This is a genomic window from Pseudomonas sp. GW456-12-10-14-LB2, from assembly GCF_002884345.1.
In the GTDB taxonomy this organism is placed as follows: Bacteria; Pseudomonadota; Gammaproteobacteria; order Pseudomonadales; family Pseudomonadaceae; genus Aquipseudomonas; species Aquipseudomonas paraglycinae.
Genome location: NZ_POHV01000040.1, coordinates 13,772 through 30,690, shown reverse-complemented (window position 1 = coordinate 30,690; position 16,919 = coordinate 13,772). Strand labels below are relative to the sequence as shown.

General features: G+C 59.7%; 17 protein-coding genes. 6 read left to right on the top strand and 11 right to left on the bottom strand.

All coding sequences use genetic code 11. The features are described from left to right. Window positions 1–47 precede the first annotated feature (47 nt). From C1X29_RS23620 to C1X29_RS23590, 7 genes are all read right to left on the bottom strand, one after another. Entirely contained in the window at window positions 48–3,692 is a 3,645-nt protein-coding gene (locus C1X29_RS23620) for a transporter substrate-binding domain-containing protein (RefSeq protein WP_085744961.1), read from the bottom strand. An 8-nt stretch (window positions 3,693–3,700) separates the two neighbouring features. Further along, window positions 3,701–4,327 carry a response regulator transcription factor gene (locus tag C1X29_RS23615; protein WP_007955724.1) on the bottom strand — a complete coding sequence of 209 codons (627 nt, stop codon included), beginning with the start codon at window positions 4,325–4,327 and terminating at the stop codon, window positions 3,701–3,703. A 308-nt stretch (window positions 4,328–4,635) separates the two neighbouring features. After that, on the bottom strand, window positions 4,636–5,964 hold the full coding sequence (locus tag C1X29_RS23610) for a deoxyguanosinetriphosphate triphosphohydrolase (protein WP_085744960.1): 1,329 nt from the start codon (window positions 5,962–5,964) through the stop codon (window positions 4,636–4,638). 68 nt (window positions 5,965–6,032) lie between these two features. Further along, window positions 6,033–7,196: an EAL domain-containing protein gene (locus tag C1X29_RS23605; RefSeq protein ID WP_102718495.1), complete on the bottom strand. Its 1,164-nt coding sequence runs from the start codon at window positions 7,194–7,196 to the stop codon at window positions 6,033–6,035. 124 nt (window positions 7,197–7,320) lie between these two features. Then, window positions 7,321–7,659, bottom strand: a complete 339-nt coding sequence (locus tag C1X29_RS23600; protein WP_085744958.1) for a hypothetical protein — start codon at window positions 7,657–7,659, stop codon at window positions 7,321–7,323. Continuing rightward, a complete protein-coding gene (locus C1X29_RS23595; protein ID WP_085744957.1) occupies window positions 7,656–8,042 on the bottom strand; it encodes a phage holin family protein in 387 nt (128 codons plus the stop codon). The genes C1X29_RS23600 and C1X29_RS23595 overlap by 4 nt, the downstream gene beginning before the upstream one ends. A 2-nt stretch (window positions 8,043–8,044) precedes the next feature. Further along, window positions 8,045–8,359: a YqjD family protein gene (locus C1X29_RS23590; protein ID WP_085744956.1), complete on the bottom strand. Its 315-nt coding sequence runs from the start codon at window positions 8,357–8,359 to the stop codon at window positions 8,045–8,047. A 317-nt stretch (window positions 8,360–8,676) separates the two neighbouring features. Between C1X29_RS23590 and C1X29_RS23585 the strand changes: the two genes are divergently transcribed. Continuing rightward, window positions 8,677–9,885, top strand: a complete 1,209-nt coding sequence (locus C1X29_RS23585; RefSeq protein WP_102686455.1) for an ammonium transporter — start codon at window positions 8,677–8,679, stop codon at window positions 9,883–9,885. Here the strand turns inward: C1X29_RS23585 and C1X29_RS23580 are convergent. Next, window positions 9,882–11,594: a monovalent cation:proton antiporter-2 (CPA2) family protein gene (locus C1X29_RS23580; RefSeq protein WP_102686454.1), complete on the bottom strand. Its 1,713-nt coding sequence runs from the start codon at window positions 11,592–11,594 to the stop codon at window positions 9,882–9,884. The two genes, C1X29_RS23585 and C1X29_RS23580, sit on opposite strands and share 4 nt — an antisense overlap. Window positions 11,595–11,784: 190 nt before the next feature. Here C1X29_RS23580 and C1X29_RS23575 point away from each other — a divergent pair, with 190 nt between their 5' ends. The 3 genes from C1X29_RS23575 to C1X29_RS23565 all read left to right on the top strand — a co-directional run bounded on the left by C1X29_RS23575 (window position 11,785) and on the right by C1X29_RS23565 (window position 13,465). Continuing rightward, window positions 11,785–12,021 carry a glutaredoxin family protein gene (locus C1X29_RS23575; RefSeq protein ID WP_007955734.1) on the top strand — a complete coding sequence of 79 codons (237 nt, stop codon included), beginning with the start codon at window positions 11,785–11,787 and terminating at the stop codon, window positions 12,019–12,021. Between the two features lie 164 nt (window positions 12,022–12,185). After that, window positions 12,186–12,503 carry a hypothetical protein gene (locus C1X29_RS23570; protein WP_064598282.1) on the top strand — a complete coding sequence of 106 codons (318 nt, stop codon included), beginning with the start codon at window positions 12,186–12,188 and terminating at the stop codon, window positions 12,501–12,503. A gap of 68 nt (window positions 12,504–12,571) precedes the next feature. Beyond that, a complete protein-coding gene (locus tag C1X29_RS23565) occupies window positions 12,572–13,465 on the top strand; it encodes a pseudouridine synthase (protein ID WP_102686453.1) in 894 nt (297 codons plus the stop codon). Between the two features lie 83 nt (window positions 13,466–13,548). On the opposite strand, the gene C1X29_RS23560 is transcribed toward C1X29_RS23565, so the two are convergent. Together C1X29_RS23560 and mobA are read right to left on the bottom strand one after the other, a co-directional pair. Then, the gene (locus C1X29_RS23560; RefSeq protein ID WP_039770418.1) at window positions 13,549–13,770 is read right to left on the bottom strand and encodes a YgdI/YgdR family lipoprotein; all 222 of its coding nucleotides are present in this window, start codon (window positions 13,768–13,770) and stop codon (window positions 13,549–13,551) included. Between the two features lie 78 nt (window positions 13,771–13,848). Continuing rightward, window positions 13,849–14,451, bottom strand: a complete 603-nt coding sequence (gene mobA / locus C1X29_RS23555; protein WP_085744952.1) for a molybdenum cofactor guanylyltransferase MobA — start codon at window positions 14,449–14,451, stop codon at window positions 13,849–13,851. An 81-nt stretch (window positions 14,452–14,532) separates the two neighbouring features. On the opposite strand from mobA, the gene moaB reads away from it, so the two are divergent. Next, a complete protein-coding gene (gene moaB, locus C1X29_RS23550; protein ID WP_085744951.1) occupies window positions 14,533–15,072 on the top strand; it encodes a molybdenum cofactor biosynthesis protein B in 540 nt (179 codons plus the stop codon). After that, complete coding sequence (gene glp, locus C1X29_RS23545; protein ID WP_102718494.1) at window positions 15,056–16,282, top strand: gephyrin-like molybdotransferase Glp; 1,227 nt, start codon at window positions 15,056–15,058, stop codon at window positions 16,280–16,282. The genes moaB and glp overlap by 17 nt, the downstream gene beginning before the upstream one ends. A gap of 56 nt (window positions 16,283–16,338) precedes the next feature. Here glp and C1X29_RS29485 read toward each other — a convergent pair whose 3' ends face one another. Next, window positions 16,339–16,647 carry a hypothetical protein gene (locus C1X29_RS29485; protein ID WP_173892738.1) on the bottom strand — a complete coding sequence of 103 codons (309 nt, stop codon included), beginning with the start codon at window positions 16,645–16,647 and terminating at the stop codon, window positions 16,339–16,341. Window positions 16,648–16,919 lie beyond the last annotated feature (272 nt).

The following is a 16,919-nucleotide window of genomic DNA, read 5'->3' as shown; positions in this document are numbered from 1 at the left end:
GCGGACTCTCCGTATAGGTAAGCACACTGCTCAGCGTCCAAGCATAGTTAAGCCCCGGTCACTTTGCTCTGGTGGATCCGGGCGAGTTGCTGTTCCAGTGCCTGCTCCAGTTCCAGGATGGCGAGACGGCTGGCCTGACAGCGACGCTCGATCTCATCCCCCGGCAGCGCTTGCAGGCACGCCTGCTCAAGCGCATCGCAGCTGTCGATCAGGCGCGAGGCCTGGGCAATTCGGGCTGCGCCCTTGATCTTGTGGGCGATGACGGCCAGCGCAGGGGGATCTCGAGTAAGGGACAGTGCCTGCAATTCCTGTCGGTCAACGCGGCTGCTGTTGAGCAGTTCTGCCAGCAGGCGGTGAGTCTGGGAAGGGTTGCCGCCGGTCAGCAGTGTGAGCCCCTGCAGGTTGAACGCCGGCGCGCGGAACAGCGGCTGAACGCTGTTGACCCATTGGCTCAGGCTGTTGAGGCTCAGGGGTTTGAACAGGCATTCGTTCATGCCTGCCTGCTTGCAGCGCAGGATCTCTTCGGGCTGGGCATTGGCGGTGAACCCCAACACGGTGCAAGCCGGGCGGTGGGTCAGCTTTTCGTGCTGACGAATCGCGCGGGTCAGCTCGTAGCCGTTCATGACGGGCATGTTGCAATCGGCGATGACCAGATCGAACTCACCGCTCTTCCATTCTTCCAGTCCGCGCAGGCCGTCTTCGGCGATACAGAAACGATGGCCGAGGTATTCCAGCTGCTGGCACATCAGCAACCGGTTGGCCGGATGGTCATCGACCACCAGAACCGTCAGCGGGGTGAGAGACGCGTGAATCTGCGGCTCGTCCTCAGCTTTTGTCACTCTCGCTGGAAAAATCGTCAGTGGCAGCGACAGACTGACCTGGGTGCCGACTCCGGGCAGGCTGCTCAACCGCAGTTTTCCACCCATCATCTCGCACAGGTTACGGCTGATGACCAATCCCAGTCCTGCACCGCTGACGGTTCTCTGTCCGCCATTACCGGCCTGGGCAAAGGGTTCGAACAGACGCGACTGATCCTGCGTCGTGATCCCGATGCCGCTGTCCTGTACGGTCAACTGCACCATCGAGCGTTCGGGATCATTCGTGGGTAGAACATCCAGCGTGATCCTGATGTGTCCTTCTTCGGTGAACTTGATGGCATTGCTGATCAGGTTCGACAGCACTTGCTTGAAGCGCAGGGGGTCGAGGTGCACATCGACATTCAATTCGGCAGGAGTGACGCTAACTTCCAGTGAGAGCTGTTTCTGTCGGGCGAGGCCTTCGAAGATCCTGACCACTGAGCCTATGGTATCAATCAGGTTGATTCGCTCGGGGTGCAGGCTCAATCGCCCGGATTCGATGCGGGCAATGTCCAGTATGTCGCCGATCAGGCCCAGCAGATCCTTGGCCGAATGGTAGGCCGTTTCGATTCCGGAGCGATCCGGGTGAGCCTGATCCATGCGCTTGAGCGTCAATTCGAGCATGCCGATCACTGCGTTCATCGGGGTGCGGATCTCGTGGCTCATGGTCGCCAGGAACGTACTTTTGGCGCGATTGGCATCGTCCGCCCGTTCCTTGGCCGAGCGCAGTTCGTCGAGCAGCTCGCGACGCTCACTGATGTCGATCCAGCCGCCGATGATCCCCCGCACTTCACCACTGGAGTCCCGGTACGGCAGGATCCAGTGATAGATCGTCAGGCGCCGGTTGCCGATCTGCAGCGGCCGGTCGAGCACCAGCGGCCTGCCCTCGGCCACCACCCGCTGGTAGTCGGCCTGAAAAGTCTGTGCCTCGAAAGCATTATTCAATGCACCCTGCATCACGCTTTTGCCGATGACGTCTTCACGCCGGGCATTGAACGCATGGAGATAGCTGTCATTGCAGCTTTGCAGAAGTCCCTGTCGGTCACGCACATAGATTGGATGGGGCGTGCCGTTGACCAGTGAACCCATGAACTCCAGCTGGTCGTTCAACGCCCGTTCGGCTGCCTTGCGTTGATTGATCTGGCGGCGCATGTAGGCATTCCAGAACAGCGACAGCAGCAACAGCAGGCAGGCCCCGCCGATCGCCTGATAGAAAAAGCGCTGGTATTGACGCCAGGTGCCTTGCGAAACACTTGAGTAACCCCGCCAGCGGCCATTGATGATGCCCAGTTCTTCGGGGGTAATGCTCATCAGGGTCTTGTCGATGATCGAGCCCAGTTCCGTGCTGTCCCTGGCAGTTGCCAGCGAGAACGCCGCCTGACGTGTGCCGATGGTGGTGGTGATCTGCAGTGGCTGTTCGAAAATGCGGGAGGAGATGAAGTAGTTGGCGATGACCAGCGAGTTCACTGCGCCCTCGACCTGGCCTTCGTCGAGCAACGCTACGGCGCTGAAGGTGTCCGGCGTTTCGATCAGCTGGATACGTGGAAATTCGGTGCGCAGGTATTCGATCATCGGATTGCCCTGCGCGATCGCCAGACGTTTGCGTTTGAGCTGGCCCAGGTGCGTCGGGCTGTCGGCCGCTTTTCGGGTCAACAGAACGTAGGAGTTTTCCAAGTAGGGACGGCTGAAGGTCAGGGTTTCCTCGCGCTGAGCGGTGGGTAGCAGGGCGGCAATCAGGTCGGCCTGGTGATTTTCAATCTGCCTGATCATCTCGGCATCGCTGCGACTGCGGCGTATCTCGAATCGCAGACCGGTGCGCAGGCGAATAAGCTCGAGCAGGTCGGCACTGATGCCGCGAAAGTTGCCATCACTGTCGAAGAACGTCAGCGGTGCGAAGGCCTCGTTGACGACGACACTTACCACCGGATTCCTTTTCAGCCATTGTTCTTCACGCTTGGTCAGTTGCAACTTCTGGTCGGTGAGCAGTGTGTCGCTGCCGACACTCCAGCGTTTGGCGATGTTTTCGCGCTCGCTGCCCGGAACCGCCTTGAGCACCGCGTCGATGATGCCGGTCAATTGCGTATTGTTGCGATGCACGGCGAAGCTGAAGCCGTGGGCTTCGTGCTTGCCGAAGTTGGCCATGCGGATGTTGTTCAGATAGCCCTTGCTGATCATGTAGTGAGTGGAGATGGTGTCGCCGAGAAACACGTCCGCCTGATCGAACGCGACGGCATTGATCGCGTTCTGGTAGGACGGATAGGAGGTGATGAGGGCTTTGGGATACATCGCCTTGACCTCCTCCAGCGGCAGGTAGTGATAGAGCATGCTCAGCCGCAGACTGGCCAGGCCTTCGGTCAGAGAGCGGGTTTCGCCTTCGCGTGTGACCAGGACCGGTTGATCGACTGCGTAGGGCCTGGACAGCATGATGTTGGCGTTCTCCGCTTCGAACCCGTTGGACGTACCGAGCATGTCGATGCTGCCCTCGATCAATGCGCGGATCGCGGCCTCGCGCGAGGCGAAGCGCCTGACCTTGACCGGTAGCCCCGTCGCCTGTCCCACCAGCCCGGCGTAGTCCGCTGTGAAACCTTCGTAGTCGTGTCCGCTGGTTGTCATGTCGAAAGGGGGGTAGTCCGGAGCGGATGCTCCCAGAATCAACTCATTGCGAGTGTGCAGCCACGCCTCTTGCGATGGCTCGAACAGGACCGGAATTGATCTGTCGGTCGAACGCGCGAGCAGGGCAAGGTCCTGGAAGGTTGACGATGCAACTGTGACAGGCGCGCTGAGACTCAGGCATGCACTCAATGCAATCAGAAAACTCTTTAAGCGACTGGGCATGTTGGCTCTCACACGAGTGCGTTACGTTTGGCCATTTCGATAAGTTCTACAAGGGACTTGGCTTTGAGTTTTTGCATCAGGCGTTTTTTATAAGTGCTGACGGTTTTATTGCTGAGAAACATGCCTTTGGCAATTTCCTTGTTGGTGCGGCCTTGGGCAAATAGTTGCAGGACCATGAGTTCCCGATCATTGACGGACTTGAAAAGTTCAAGTTCTACATAGCGCACATCATCGTGACGAACCGGATTCAAGGCCTGGCTGGGAAAGTAGTTATAACCGGACAGTACGGCTTTGATTGCACTGACCAGTTCACTCAGGTCTTCCTGTTTGCATACATACCCCGACGCACCTGACTGCATGCAGCGAATGCCGAACAGGGTCGGGCATTGTGCGGTCAGCACCAGGGTCTTGAACGGCGAACTCATGGAGTTGAAGCGGGCCAAGACCTCCAGACCGTCGAGTTTGGGAATGCTGATGTCGAGAATGATCAGGTCGGGCATGCATTCGCGAACCATCTGCATGGCATCGACACCGTTATCGGTTTCTCCGACGACTTTATAACCTTCATGCTCCAGCAGCATTCGAACGGCGAGGCGGATGACCGGGTGATCGTCGACAATAAAAACGGAGTTCATAATCAAATCCCATACGAGCGCGAATAAAGGGCGCACCTTAGCTCAGATGAATGAGCGGTCGCATGAACTGACGGAGTGTTAGCGGCAATCTAGGATAAGTCCTACAAATAAAGAGGAATCAGACTACGTGTTAACTAGGTTTGCCGTAGGTAGATGCGTGAGATGTCCAGTGACGGGGCTTGATATAAGTTTAAGTGCGCAGAGAAAGTTTATCGGGAAAAGACCTTCGATGATTGTTCTTTGTTTATTTAAGACATTATCTTCGGCCCTCCCGACCAATCCATTGCAGATCGGTCGGGAAGCAGGCGTCAATGGCTGGAACGTCCGGTCATTTCCAGTGCCATGTCACTGGCGTAGCTGTCGGTCATGCCGGCGATGAAGTCGATCATGCGCAGGAACGATGCATGCAGCGGGCCGTGCGGGTTCGGCGCATTATTGCCCAGCAGATCGAGAATTCGGCGGCTCTTGAACGACGGCGTGCGGCCGTTGTGCTGTTCCAGGGCAGCACCGCAGAAGGCGTTGAGCAGAATCTCCAGGGTCGTGTAGGCGCCGATCTCATGCAGGGTCTTGCGCTTGTCCTGGAAGATTTTCTTGCGGGCGATGTCCTTGGCGTTCAACACACAGCGTTTGGCCGGTCCGTGCATGTGTTCCACCAGATCCCCCGGCAGCGTACCGGCCAGCAGCGCGTCCTGTTGTTCGACGAATGCCCGGGCAGCGGCGTTGGTCAGGTGCTCGATGGCCTTGCCGCGCAGGATCGCCAGTTTGCGCCGGCGCGAATCCTGGGGACCGAGCTGGCGATAGGTTTCCGGCAGATCATCGCCGACCAGGCCGAGCAGCAGCGACTCGACTTCGGCGTATTCCAGCAGCTCCATTTCCAGGCCATCTTCCAGATCGATCAAGGCGTAGCAGATATCGTCCGCCGCCTCCATCAGATACACCAGCGGATGGCGCGCCCAACGCTGCTCTTCCAGTTGTGGCAGACCCAGCTTGTGGGCGATCTGCTCCAGCAACGGCAACTCGCTTTGGTAGCAACCGAACTTGTGCTTTTTGTAGCCGAGGGAGTCGGCGTGACGGGCGGTCCACGGGTACTTCAGGTAAGTGCCGAGGGTGGCGTAGGTCAGCCGGGTGCCGCCGTCGAACTGGTGATACTCCAGTTGCGTGAGGACCCGGAAGCCCTGCGCATTGCCTTCGAAGTTCAGGAAGTCACCGCGCTCGGCGTCGCTCATCGCATCCAGCCAGCCACGCCCGGCAGCCTGCTGGAACCAGTGACGGATCGCGTCTTCGCCGGAATGGCCGAACGGCGGGTTGCCGATGTCGTGCGCCAGGCAGGCCGACTGGACCACCATGCCCAGATCGCTCGGTTCGCACCATTCAGGCAGGGCGCGGCGCAGGGTCTCGCCAACGCGCATGCCCAGCGAGCGGCCGACGCAACTGACTTCCAGCGAGTGGGTCAGGCGCGTATGAATATGGTCGTTGCTCGACACCGGATGCACCTGGGTCTTGCGCCCCAGGCGGCGGAAGGCGCCGGAGAAGATGATGCGGTCATGGTCTTTATGGAACGGGCTGCGGCCAAGTTCCTGCGGGCTGTGCAACGGTTTGCCGAGACGTTCGCGGTTGAGCAGGGTATGCCAATCCAAGGCTGATTCTCTCCGTCTGGTGACTGATTCCCTAGCTTCCCGGTTCAGGCTGGCATCTGCAAGCGCAACTACAGCCCCGCCGCATCAATGTCGATCAGCAACAGACGCTCGCCGTTATCGAAAAACTGCCCGGCGGTCAGGCAATACTGGTTGCTGGTGGCGTCGCGATAGGTGTTGGAAAGGGTCAGTCGCCGTTCCTCCCAGCCTTCGGCCAGCAGGTGATAGAAGTAGGGGCGCCACGACCAGTTGTGGCCCAGGTAGCGGTCGTCGGCCACCCAGCCGCTCTGTCGCCATTCCAGGTTCGGCGTCAGCTGGGTGCCGTGACGGTCGCATTGGTAAAAGCGCAGCAGCCAGGGGAACGCGTCGAGCTGTGGCAGTGCACTGAGCGGCGCGCGGGCCTGGGCCCAGGTTTGCAGGATGGTCATGAGTTCGCTGAGCTGCTGGCGCATGAACATCAGCTTGCTGCGCTCGGACAGCTTCTGACGCACGTAAGACTGGCGCAGCTCGGCAAAGCGCTCCACGAAGTCATTCGTACCGAAAAGCGCCTCCTGCGCCCGGGCGAACAGAAATCCCTGCACGTAACGCGATCCGCACTCCAGCGCAAAATTCAGTTGCGCTGCGGTTTCCACGCCTTCGGCGATGATCCAGCAGCCGGTCTTTTCGGCCATTTGCGCGAGGGCCTTGACCACGTCACTGCTCGGTCCGCCAAGTGCGGCGGCCTGGAACAGGCGCATGTCGAGTTTGAGAATGTCCGGTTGCAGCGCCAGCACGCGATCAAGCTGTGAATACCCCGCGCCGAAATCATCGATGGCAATCCGGGCGCCGGCATCGCGATAGCGCGCCACGACTTCGGTCAGGCGCTGGCTGTTACCGCCCAGTTCAGTGATCTCGAAAACAATCCGTTGCGGGTCGATACCGTGCCGCGCGAGTTGCTTCAGGCTGGGCAGTGCTTGGTCGGCACGCAAGCGGCTGATCCAGCGCGGTGACATGTTCAGGCTGAGAAACCAGTCCGGCGGCGCCTCGTGCAGTCGACTCAGCGCGTTGTCGCGAATCTGCCGGTCCATTCGGCGCAGCGCGATGGCCGGGGTGCGCGGGTCGGCGAACAGCGGTCCGACCGATGCCAGTTGGCCATCGGCCTGGCGCAGACGACCCAGTGCCTCGACGCCTGCAATGCGTCCGGTGGCGGTATCGATGAAAGGTTGAAAGCAGGCGAGCGGTTGCCCGTCGATCACGGGGCCTCCTTGTCGTTCTTGTTCTGATCAGATTTTGCCGGCCGGATAGGCAAGCGGGATTGAATCTCCGGATAAGAGATTCAATCCCGCCGGTGTTGCAAGAATGCAGCCAGATGCGTGGGGATCAGCGCTTGCTTGAACTCTGCATGACCAGCTTGATCAGCGGAGCGAGGCTGGTGCCCAGGCGGATCAGTCGGGTCAAGCCGCCGACGCCACCGCTTTTGGCCCCTTTACCCGTGATGAAACCCAGCAGCGTCACAGCCGCCACGCCCCACAACGGCGCGTGCTTGATGCCGAAACCGCCCTGCAGGTTCTGCGTCATGCCACGCATACGATGCAGAGGTTGCAAGACCTGGCCGGTTTCATGGCGGATCTCCTGTCGATGCATTTCCATGCGCAGGCGGATCAGTGCCTTGCGCATTTCCCGGCGTGAGCTGTTGTGCGGAAGTTCAGGCAGGCTCATGGCAGCAGGCGCTCCCGATCATTGGCCAGTTCTTCCAGCGTGCCGTGGAAGGGCGAGGATTCATCGAAGATCGCGGCTTTGAGACGCAGCGCGCAAAAGATTGCCGCCAAGGTGTAGAACACGCACAGACCAATAATTGCGGCCAGGCGATACGTGTCCCAGAACACGATCAGGACAAGCGTCGACAGGCCGACCAGCAACAGCAGCGCAAACACCAGCGCCAGACCGGCGAACAGCAACAGGCTGACGGTGCGTGATTTCTGTTCCTGCAGTTCGATGCCGAACAGTTCGACGTGGCTGTGCAGCAGACCGAGAACGGCAGCCCCCAGGCGACGCGTGGAAGAGGCGGTGCCCGCATTCGGGCCGGATTCACCGATCGACATGATCAGCGCCGCGTGGCCAGCAGGCCGATCAGAAAGCCGACGCCGGCGGCGATGCCCACCGATTGCCAAGGGTTGGCCGACACGTAATCCTCGGTGGCGGTGACCGCCGCCTGACCGCGCTCGCGTAGGGTTTCTTCGGTCAGCTTCAGGGTTTCCCGCGCGCGAAGCAGGCTTTCGTGGATCTGTTCGCGCAGCTCGTCAGCCTGATCACCGGCCAGCGTGGCGGTGTGTTCCAGCAACCGCTCAGTGTCGCTGACCAGAGTCTGGAAGTCGTTCATCAGGATTTCTTGAGCAGTCTTTGCCTTGATGCTGGCCATGAGGGATCTCCGTAAGTGGCGTTCTGAAGCGGTGTTCTGAAGCGTTCGAGTATGAGCCAAGTGTGAAGGTTCAGTGCAAATGGCTGGTACAACTTTTGCTGTGTCGTGGTGCGTCGATCGGTGGCAGTGCGCTGTGCCGGGCGCGAAGCCGGGCAGAGCAAGGCCCGGATGATGAAGGTTCATGTCAGCCCATCGACCTTGTGCGCCAAAGCGGTTCACCGAACCACCGGATCAGTGATCGTGCAGTCGCAACTTGGTGCATGAAATGCGCGCATGAACCGCTTTGGTGCCTTTTTCTGCCTTGGGTCTGCCTCCTCATGGAAAATCTGCAAAGCGCTGTGGACACGCTGGTTCACAGTTCCAACACGTTGTTCATTCTGATCGGTGCGGTCATGGTACTTGCCATGCACGCCGGTTTCGCGTTTCTGGAGGTCGGAACGGTTCGCCAGAAAAACCAGGTCAACGCCCTGTCGAAAATTCTCAGCGACTTTGCGGTGTCGACCCTGGCCTATTTCTTTATAGGCTACTGGCTTTCGTACGGGGTGACCTTCCTGCAGCCGGCGGCGGTGCTCAGTGCCGATCATGGTTATGGGCTGGTGAAGTTTTTCTTCCTGCTGACCTTTGCGGCGGCGATCCCGGCAATCATCTCCGGCGGTATCGCGGAACGGGCGCGGTTTGTGCCGCAACTGTGCGCCACGGCGCTGATCGTAGCGTTCATCTACCCGTTTTTCGAAGGCATGATCTGGAACGGCAACTACGGTCTGCAAGCCTGGCTGACCGCGCAGTTCGGTGCCCCTTTCCATGACTTCGCGGGTTCGGTGGTAGTGCATGCCATGGGCGGCTGGCTGGCGCTGGCGGCGGTGTTGCTGCTCGGGCCGCGTAACGGGCGCTATCGCGATGGCAGGCTGGTGGCGTTCGCGCCGTCGAGCATTCCTTTTCTGGCGTTGGGTTCGTGGATCCTGATCGTCGGCTGGTTTGGCTTCAACGTAATGAGCGCGCAGACCCTGCAAGGGGTCAGCGGACTGGTGGCAGTCAACTCGCTGATGGCGATGGTCGGCGGCACGGTGGCGGCGTTGATCGTCGGGCGCAACGATCCGGGCTTCCTGCACAACGGTCCGCTGGCCGGGCTGGTGGCGGTGTGTGCCGGTTCCGACCTGATGCACCCGGTCGGCGCGCTGGTGACTGGCGCAATTGCCGGCGCCCTGTTTGTCTGGTGCTTCACGGCGGCGCAGGTCAAATGGCGCATCGATGACGTGCTGGGTGTCTGGCCCTTGCACGGTCTGTGTGGCGTGTGGGGCGGCATTGCCTGCGGGATCTTCGGCTCGACCGCGCTGGGCGGACTCGGCGGCGTCAGCCTGACCAGCCAGTTGATCGGCACCGCCCTTGGTGTGGCAGTGGCGCTGATCGGCGGTTTCGCCGTCTATGGTTCGATCAAGGCACTGCATGGTCTGCGCCTGAGCCAGGAACAGGAGTACTACGGCGCCGACCTGTCGCTGCACAAGATCGGCGCGGTGAGCCAGGACTAGATCTCCTCATCGTCGGCTCCGGGGTAAAAGCCGTGAAGCAGGCGATAACGATCGATGCGCACCTGATCGACTTTCTCCTGCACCCGGTGCGCAGGAAACCCCAGCAGGATCAGTGCATGGGAACCGAGCATCAGGCTCGACTCCAGCAGTTCCGGCACCACTTCGCTGGCGCCGGCTGCTTTCAACTCGGCCGACTGGCTGTCGTCCCGGGTGCGCACCAGGATCGGCACTGTCGGGTTGAGGCGTCGGGCCTCCTTGAGAACCCGCAAGGCCACATCGGCCTGATCCACGGCAATCACCAGCAATCTGGCGCGCAGCAAACCAACGGCGATCAACAGATCGCCGCGGGTTGAATCGCCGTAGTGGACGTCGCGTTCGGCGGTGGCGGCTTCCTGAATCCGCACCGGATCGTTGTCCAGCGCGACGTAGGATTGCCCGGCATTGCGCATGAAGCGTCCGATCGACTGACCGACACGGCCGTAGCCACAGATCACCACATGCCCGTCGAACCCGGCATTGAGGGCGCTGATTTCCTCGATCTGCGCTTCCTGATTGGGTTTGCGGTGCAGGGCGGCGGCGATTCGCGGTGCGGCGCGTAACAGCAGGGGCGTCAGCAGCATCGAGCAGAAGGTGGCGGCGAGCAGCAGGGCGCCGATCTCGGCGGGGAGCAACCGGCTCTGCTGCATCTGCGCCATCAGGGCGAAGCAGAATTCACCGCCCTGGGCGAGGGCGAGACCGCTGCGCCAGGCCGTTTCACTGTCGCTGCCGCGCCATTTCACCAATAGCGCCACCACCAGGCCTTTGATCACCAGCAAACCCAGGGTCATCCCGATAATCAGCAGGCTGTGGCTGGCGAACAGTTGCAGGTCGATCAGCATGCCGATGCTGACGAAAAACAGTCCCAGCAGAATGTCGCGAAACGGCCGGATATCGGCCTCGATCTGATGCCGGTAATGGCTCTCGCCCAGCAGCATGCCCGCGAGGAACGCGCCGAGGGCCGGAGACAGGCCCAGCAGGTGGGTCAGCCAGGCCGTCAGCAACACGATCACCAGTGCCAGCAGCACGAACAACTCTGCTGAGCGGGACGCCGCGACTTCCTGAAACAGGCGGGGCAGTAGCCAGCGGCTGGCCAGCAACAAACCGAAGAACAGCAAGACGGTCTTCAACAAGGTCAGGGGCAACGCCCAGTACCAGGCCTGATCACTGCTGCCGGCGAACACCGGCACCAGCGTTAGCAGCAACACGGCCACCACGTCCTGGAACAACAGGACACCCACCGCGTTCTGGCCATGGCTGCTGAAGATTTCGCCGAGACTGCCCAGCTCTTTGGTTACGATTGCAGTGGATGACAACGACAGGCCAGCGCCCAGCAGCAAGGCCGGTGTAGCAGGCATGCCCAACAGCATCAGCACGCCTCCCAGCAGGAATGTGGTGATCAGCACCTGCTGGCTGCCCAGTCGGAAAACCACCTGGCGCAGGGCAATCATTTTCGACAGCGAGAACTCCAGCCCCAGGGAAAACAGCAGAAACACCACGCCCAGTTCGGCAAGATCCGGCAGATGTTCGCTTTCATTGATCCAGTCGAATGCCTTAGGCCCGACCATCAAGCCCACGCACAGGTAGCCCAGCACAGGCGGCAGGCGCAGGCGACGGAACAGGGCAATCATCACCAGGGACGACGCCAGAATGATCAGCAGATTGGCAAACACAAGGCACTCCGGGACAGGTCAGGCTCTTCAAGCGTAGAGGTAAAAAACACCGGAGCATCGCGTAAATGGCGATTTTGTGGGCTGATTTACATCAGGGTTTTACAAGGGACGGGATCGAACCCGGTGGGTGGGTCGACGGGCTTTGCGGGCAGGCCTAGAATGATCACTCGATTTTTGGGGTTGAGCGCACATGCTTCCTGAATGCCAGTTGTTCGGCACCCTGGGGTGCCATTTGTGTGAAGTCGCGGAGGCCGAACTGATGCCTTTTGTCGAGCATGGTCTGCTGGTGGAGCTGGTGGATATTGCTGACGATGAATCATGGTTCGAGGCTTACAGCCTGCGGATCCCGGTCTTGCGCAGGGTCGATACCGGCGCGGAACTGGGGTGGCCGTTCAGCGCCGATCAGGTGGTGGCATTCCTGCGTTAATGACTTTTTCTCGTTTGCGTTGATGGCGTTCGTCACCTTCGCTAATCACGGCTTGGCACTTTTCGGGTTATTCGGTTACTGTATGTGCATACAGTAATTGGGTTGGCCTGCTTTGCCGTTTTCGGGCATTTGTCAGGGCAAACTGGATGTCAGAGGGAGCCACCGTGGTCAATGTCGAACAGTTGAAAAGCAGCGTGAACGGGATGTCGGTTGACGTGGTGCGCGAGGCCGTCCACGAATTGCGCCTGGACGGTCTGGTCACGGAAGGCAAGACTCCCTTCAACAAGCTGCATTTCAACACCTGCTTTGCCGAGATCGAGGCGTTGTTCCAGCGCGCCGGCTATCACAAGCAACTGGATGTGGTCGGTTATCAGGGGCTTTTGTACGCTTTGTATGACCCAGGTCGCTGGGAAGCCGTTGATGTACTTCGCTGGCTGAAGGAATTCACCGAGGCAGCAGCGCTCAAATCGATCCCCGCCTGATTCCGCGCTAGGTCTGCTGCGTCCGGTGTTGGATAATGCCGCTCTGCTTTGAAGGTTAGAGTTTTCGTATGTCCAGCACATCAACGTTTTCCGCCGCACAGAATCAGGCCAGCACGCTGTATCTGCCCCCCGGTAGCTGGCGGACAGTGCTCGACTGCCTGTGTGAGCATTTCAATGCCATCGGGCGCGATCAATGGCTGGATCGGATCGCCCGGGGCCGGGTGCTCGACGGTCAGGGTCAGCCGATTGCGTTGGACTTGCCCTACAAGGAAGGGCTGCGCATTCACTATTTCCGTGAAGTGCCGGATGAAAAGCCGATCCCGGTGGTCGAGTCGATCCTGTATGCGGATGACCATCTGGTGGTGGCGGACAAGCCGCATTTCCTGCCGGTGACCCCGGCAGGCGAGTACGTGGAACAGACGTTGCTTCGCCGATTGATCCGGCGCCTGGACAATCCCCATCTGGTGCCGCTGCACCGGATTGACCGGCACACGGCCGGGCTGGTGATTTTTTCGGCCAACCCACAGACGCGGTCGGCGTATCAGTCACTGTTCCCGACTCGGCAGATCGAAAAACGCTATGAAGCCATTGCGGCCGCGCTGCCCGAGTTGGACTTTCCGTTGGTGCACAAGAGTCGCATGGTCGACGGCGAACCGTTTTTCCGCATGCAGGAAGGACCGGGTGTGAGTAACACCGAAACGGCGGTGGAGGTTCGTGAAAAGAACGGCGAACTCTGGCGCTACGGCCTGTACCCGGTAACTGGCAAGAAGCATCAGCTACGGGTGCACATGACGGCGCTGGGGGCGAGCATCTGCAATGATCCGTTCTACCCTGAAGTGCTCAAGGACGTTGAAGATGACTACGCCAATCCGCTCAAACTGCTGGCGCAGGGATTGCGATTCATCGATCCGGTCACGGGGCAGGTGCGCGAATTTGAAAGCCGAATCACGCTGGACTGGTGATTCCGGGTATCGACCCTTTTCTGCCAGACACGAAAAAGCCCGCATATTGCGGGCTTTTCTGTATCCGCTGTCGAACTGAAGACTTACAGCTCTTTGACTGTGCGGACCTGATCCTTGTTGATGCGAGTGTGCTTGCCGTCCAGTTGTTCGAACTCGTAGAAGCCCGAATCTTCATCATACTTAGGGGCGTCGACAGCCTGGATTTCGCGACCGTCATTCAAGGTGATCACTGTTGGCGAAGCGCAACCGGCGAGGGTGGCGAGGCCCAGTGCGAGCATGAAAGTGGCGAGGGTCCGTTGAGTCATGAGTGTGTCTCCGAAGGGAAATTCTTTTGGTTACTGAGCTTGAGACGTATACAAGGCGTGCAAGTTCCTTGAATGCTGTCAGTCTGACACAGTGTTGTGCGAACTCAACAGTTCAGGGGTGTTGAGATTGGCCAGGCGTGGATCGTTGTCAGGGCAAACCAGGGCCTGGGCATCAAGATTGCGCATCACTCGGCCGGGGCTGCGTTCTCCTGCGCTCCAGGCGTTTTCGAATGCCGGCAGGAGTGCCACCGGGATCACGCAAAGTAGCGGTTCCCAGTGATCGTCATGGCGCAACATTAAAGGTTTTTCAGAATTCAGACTGGCCGCCTCGCGCATGCTGTGCAGAAGCGCAATATCGATGCGCGGAACATCACAGGGCAGAACCAGCAGGTGGGTGTGGCGCGCGGCTTTCAAGCCGGCGCGTATACCGGCCAATGGTCCGGGAAAGTCCTCCTCGTCATCGCTTACCAATTGGTCGGCGAACGGCGCATAGCGTTCACGATTGCGGTTGCAGGAGATGATCAGGTCATCCGTCAACGGCCGAACCTTGCGATGCAGATGTGCGATCAGTGGTTCACCGTGCCACTCCACAAGTCCCTTGTCCTGGCCGCCCATCCGCTGGCCGCGTCCACCTGCCAGCAACAGAATGGAGCAGGGTGGTAGTGGCGAGTTCGAAGTCATGGCAGCTCTCTGCAGGGGCGGCGAAAAAAGGGGGCGCTGTGATATAACACCGGGCTGTTTCTTCTACAACTGGACGAGCCTATGAAAGCCAAGGCTGATGTACCTTTCGTGCCGCTTAATATCGCGGTGTTGACGGTCAGCGATACCCGAACCCTGGAAACCGATACCTCCGGCCAGGTCTTCGTCGACCGGCTGACGGCCGCCGGCCATTATCTGGCGCAGCGAGTGCTGCTCAAAGATGACCTGTACAAGATCCGTGCGCAAGTCGCCCACTGGATTGCCGAAGACGTCGTGCAAGTCGTGCTGATCACCGGAGGCACCGGTTTTACTGGCCGTGACAGCACTCCGGAAGCGGTCGCTTGCCTGCTGGACAAACAGGTCGATGGCTTTGGTGAGCTGTTCCGCCAGATCTCGGTGGCCGACATCGGCACCTCCACCGTGCAATCCCGGGCTTTGGCGGGACTGGCCAATGGCACGCTGGTCTGCTGCCTGCCAGGCTCGACCAACGCAGTGCGCACCGGTTGGGATGGCATCCTCGCCGAGCAACTGGACTCACGCCACCGCCCGTGCAATTTCGTCACTCATTTGAAACAGGCGGCGCCTTGTGAATCCCGTGGGTAAGCCGGGCAAGACCGGCAGCCTGATGCCCGTCGAAGAGGCATTCGCGCGATTGCTGGAAATGGCCGAGAGCTCGCGGATTGTCGAGAGTGAGTTTTTGCCACTGGCGCATGTTCAGGGGCGGGTGCTGGCGCAGGATCTGATTTCGACACTGGATCTGCCGCCGTGGCCGAACAGCGCCATGGACGGTTACGCGTTGAATCTGGCCGACTGGACCGGCGAACCGTTGCCGGTCAGTCAGAAGATCTTCGCCGGACAGGCGCCCAAGCCTTTGGAACCAGGCACCTGTGCGCGGATCTTTACCGGCGCGCCGGTGCCTGCCGGTGCCGACTGTGTCGAGATGCAGGAAAACGCCGAGATTCATGCCGACGAACGTGTGAGTTTCATCGAGACGATTGTGACCGGGCAAAACATTCGCCCGCGAGGCCAGGAAACGACTGTTGGCGAGCTGGTCTTGCCTGCCGGAACCCGGCTCGGTCCGATCGAGCAGGGGTTGGCCGCGTCACTGGGTTGCGCTGGGCTCGAGGTGATTCGCCAGGTCCGTGTGGCGGTGCTGTCCACGGGGGACGAGTTGGTCGAGCCGGGCACGACACTGGGGCCGGGACAGATCTACAACAGTAACCGGGTGTTGTTGTGCAGCTGGTTGCAGCGCCTGGGATGTGAAGTGGTGGATGCCGGTATTCTTCCTGATGACTTGCCCACCACCCGTACGCGACTTGGGGAGCTCCAGGATGTAGACCTGATCCTGTCGACCGGTGGCGTATCGGTAGGGGAAGCGGATTTCCTCGGAATCGCATTGAGGGAAGAGGGCGAACTGACACTCTGGAAGCTGGCGATCAAACCCGGCAAGCCGCTGACGGTCGGGCATTTTCGCGGTGTCCCGGTGATTGGGTTACCGGGTAATCCGGCCTCGACACTGGTGACCTTTGCTTTGTTGACCCGACCTTATCTGTTGCGTCGCCAAGGCGTGCAGGATGTCGAGCCGCTGAAGTTTTCGGTGCCCGCAGGATTTGTCTGGCCTCAGGCCGGTAACCGCCGTGAATTTCTGCGCGGACGTCTGGAGCAGGGGCAAGCGATTATCTACCGCAACCAGAGTTCGGGCGTTCTGCGCAGCGCTGCCTGGGCCGAGGGTCTGGTGGAGGTGCAGGAAGGCCGAGTCCTGGCCAAGGGTGACCAGGTGCCATTCATTCCACTCAGCGAGCTTCTCGGTTGATTGCAGGCATTTGAAAGGCAGGCATCGTCGCAAAACGATGCGTGCCTTTCAGCCGTTCAACGGCTGAGCAGTGTGACGAGCTGATCGAACCGGCTGTTGGCAATCCAGCCCAACAGTCCGAGCACCATCGCTGTCGCGCCTGCCGAATAGGCAAGACGATGTTTGATGGCTTTGACGTCTCCTCTGACTTCGTCCATGTCACGTCGAATGTACTTGAGGTGAGTTTCCAGCTCGGTGACGCGCGGTTCCATTTCGTTTTCTCCAGTACTTCTGGCGCTGCATTTGAATTCGTCTTTAAGACTGGCGCGACTTTCGGAGAGAGAGGCAACCGGACTCACGGATAATCTTGCTTCATGGCTTTGCATGGAAACACCCGCCTGATGCGATGGGGTTCTGTCGGCAAATGCCGGAATGCAAATTTTCGTAAGACCTGAAACTGTATGCACTCATTACATGCACATCCTTGTGTAATTGAATTGAAGATTGCTGACGCCGACACACGTTGTACCAAGGACCGGGCTGGGTCAATTGAGCCGATTCCTTACGTTCTGTACGAAAATGTACCGGCATGTAGGACGATCAGTGTGAGCCTCAGGAATTAATCAGAAGGCGTGTGACTTTTTTACCTGCGTTGGTG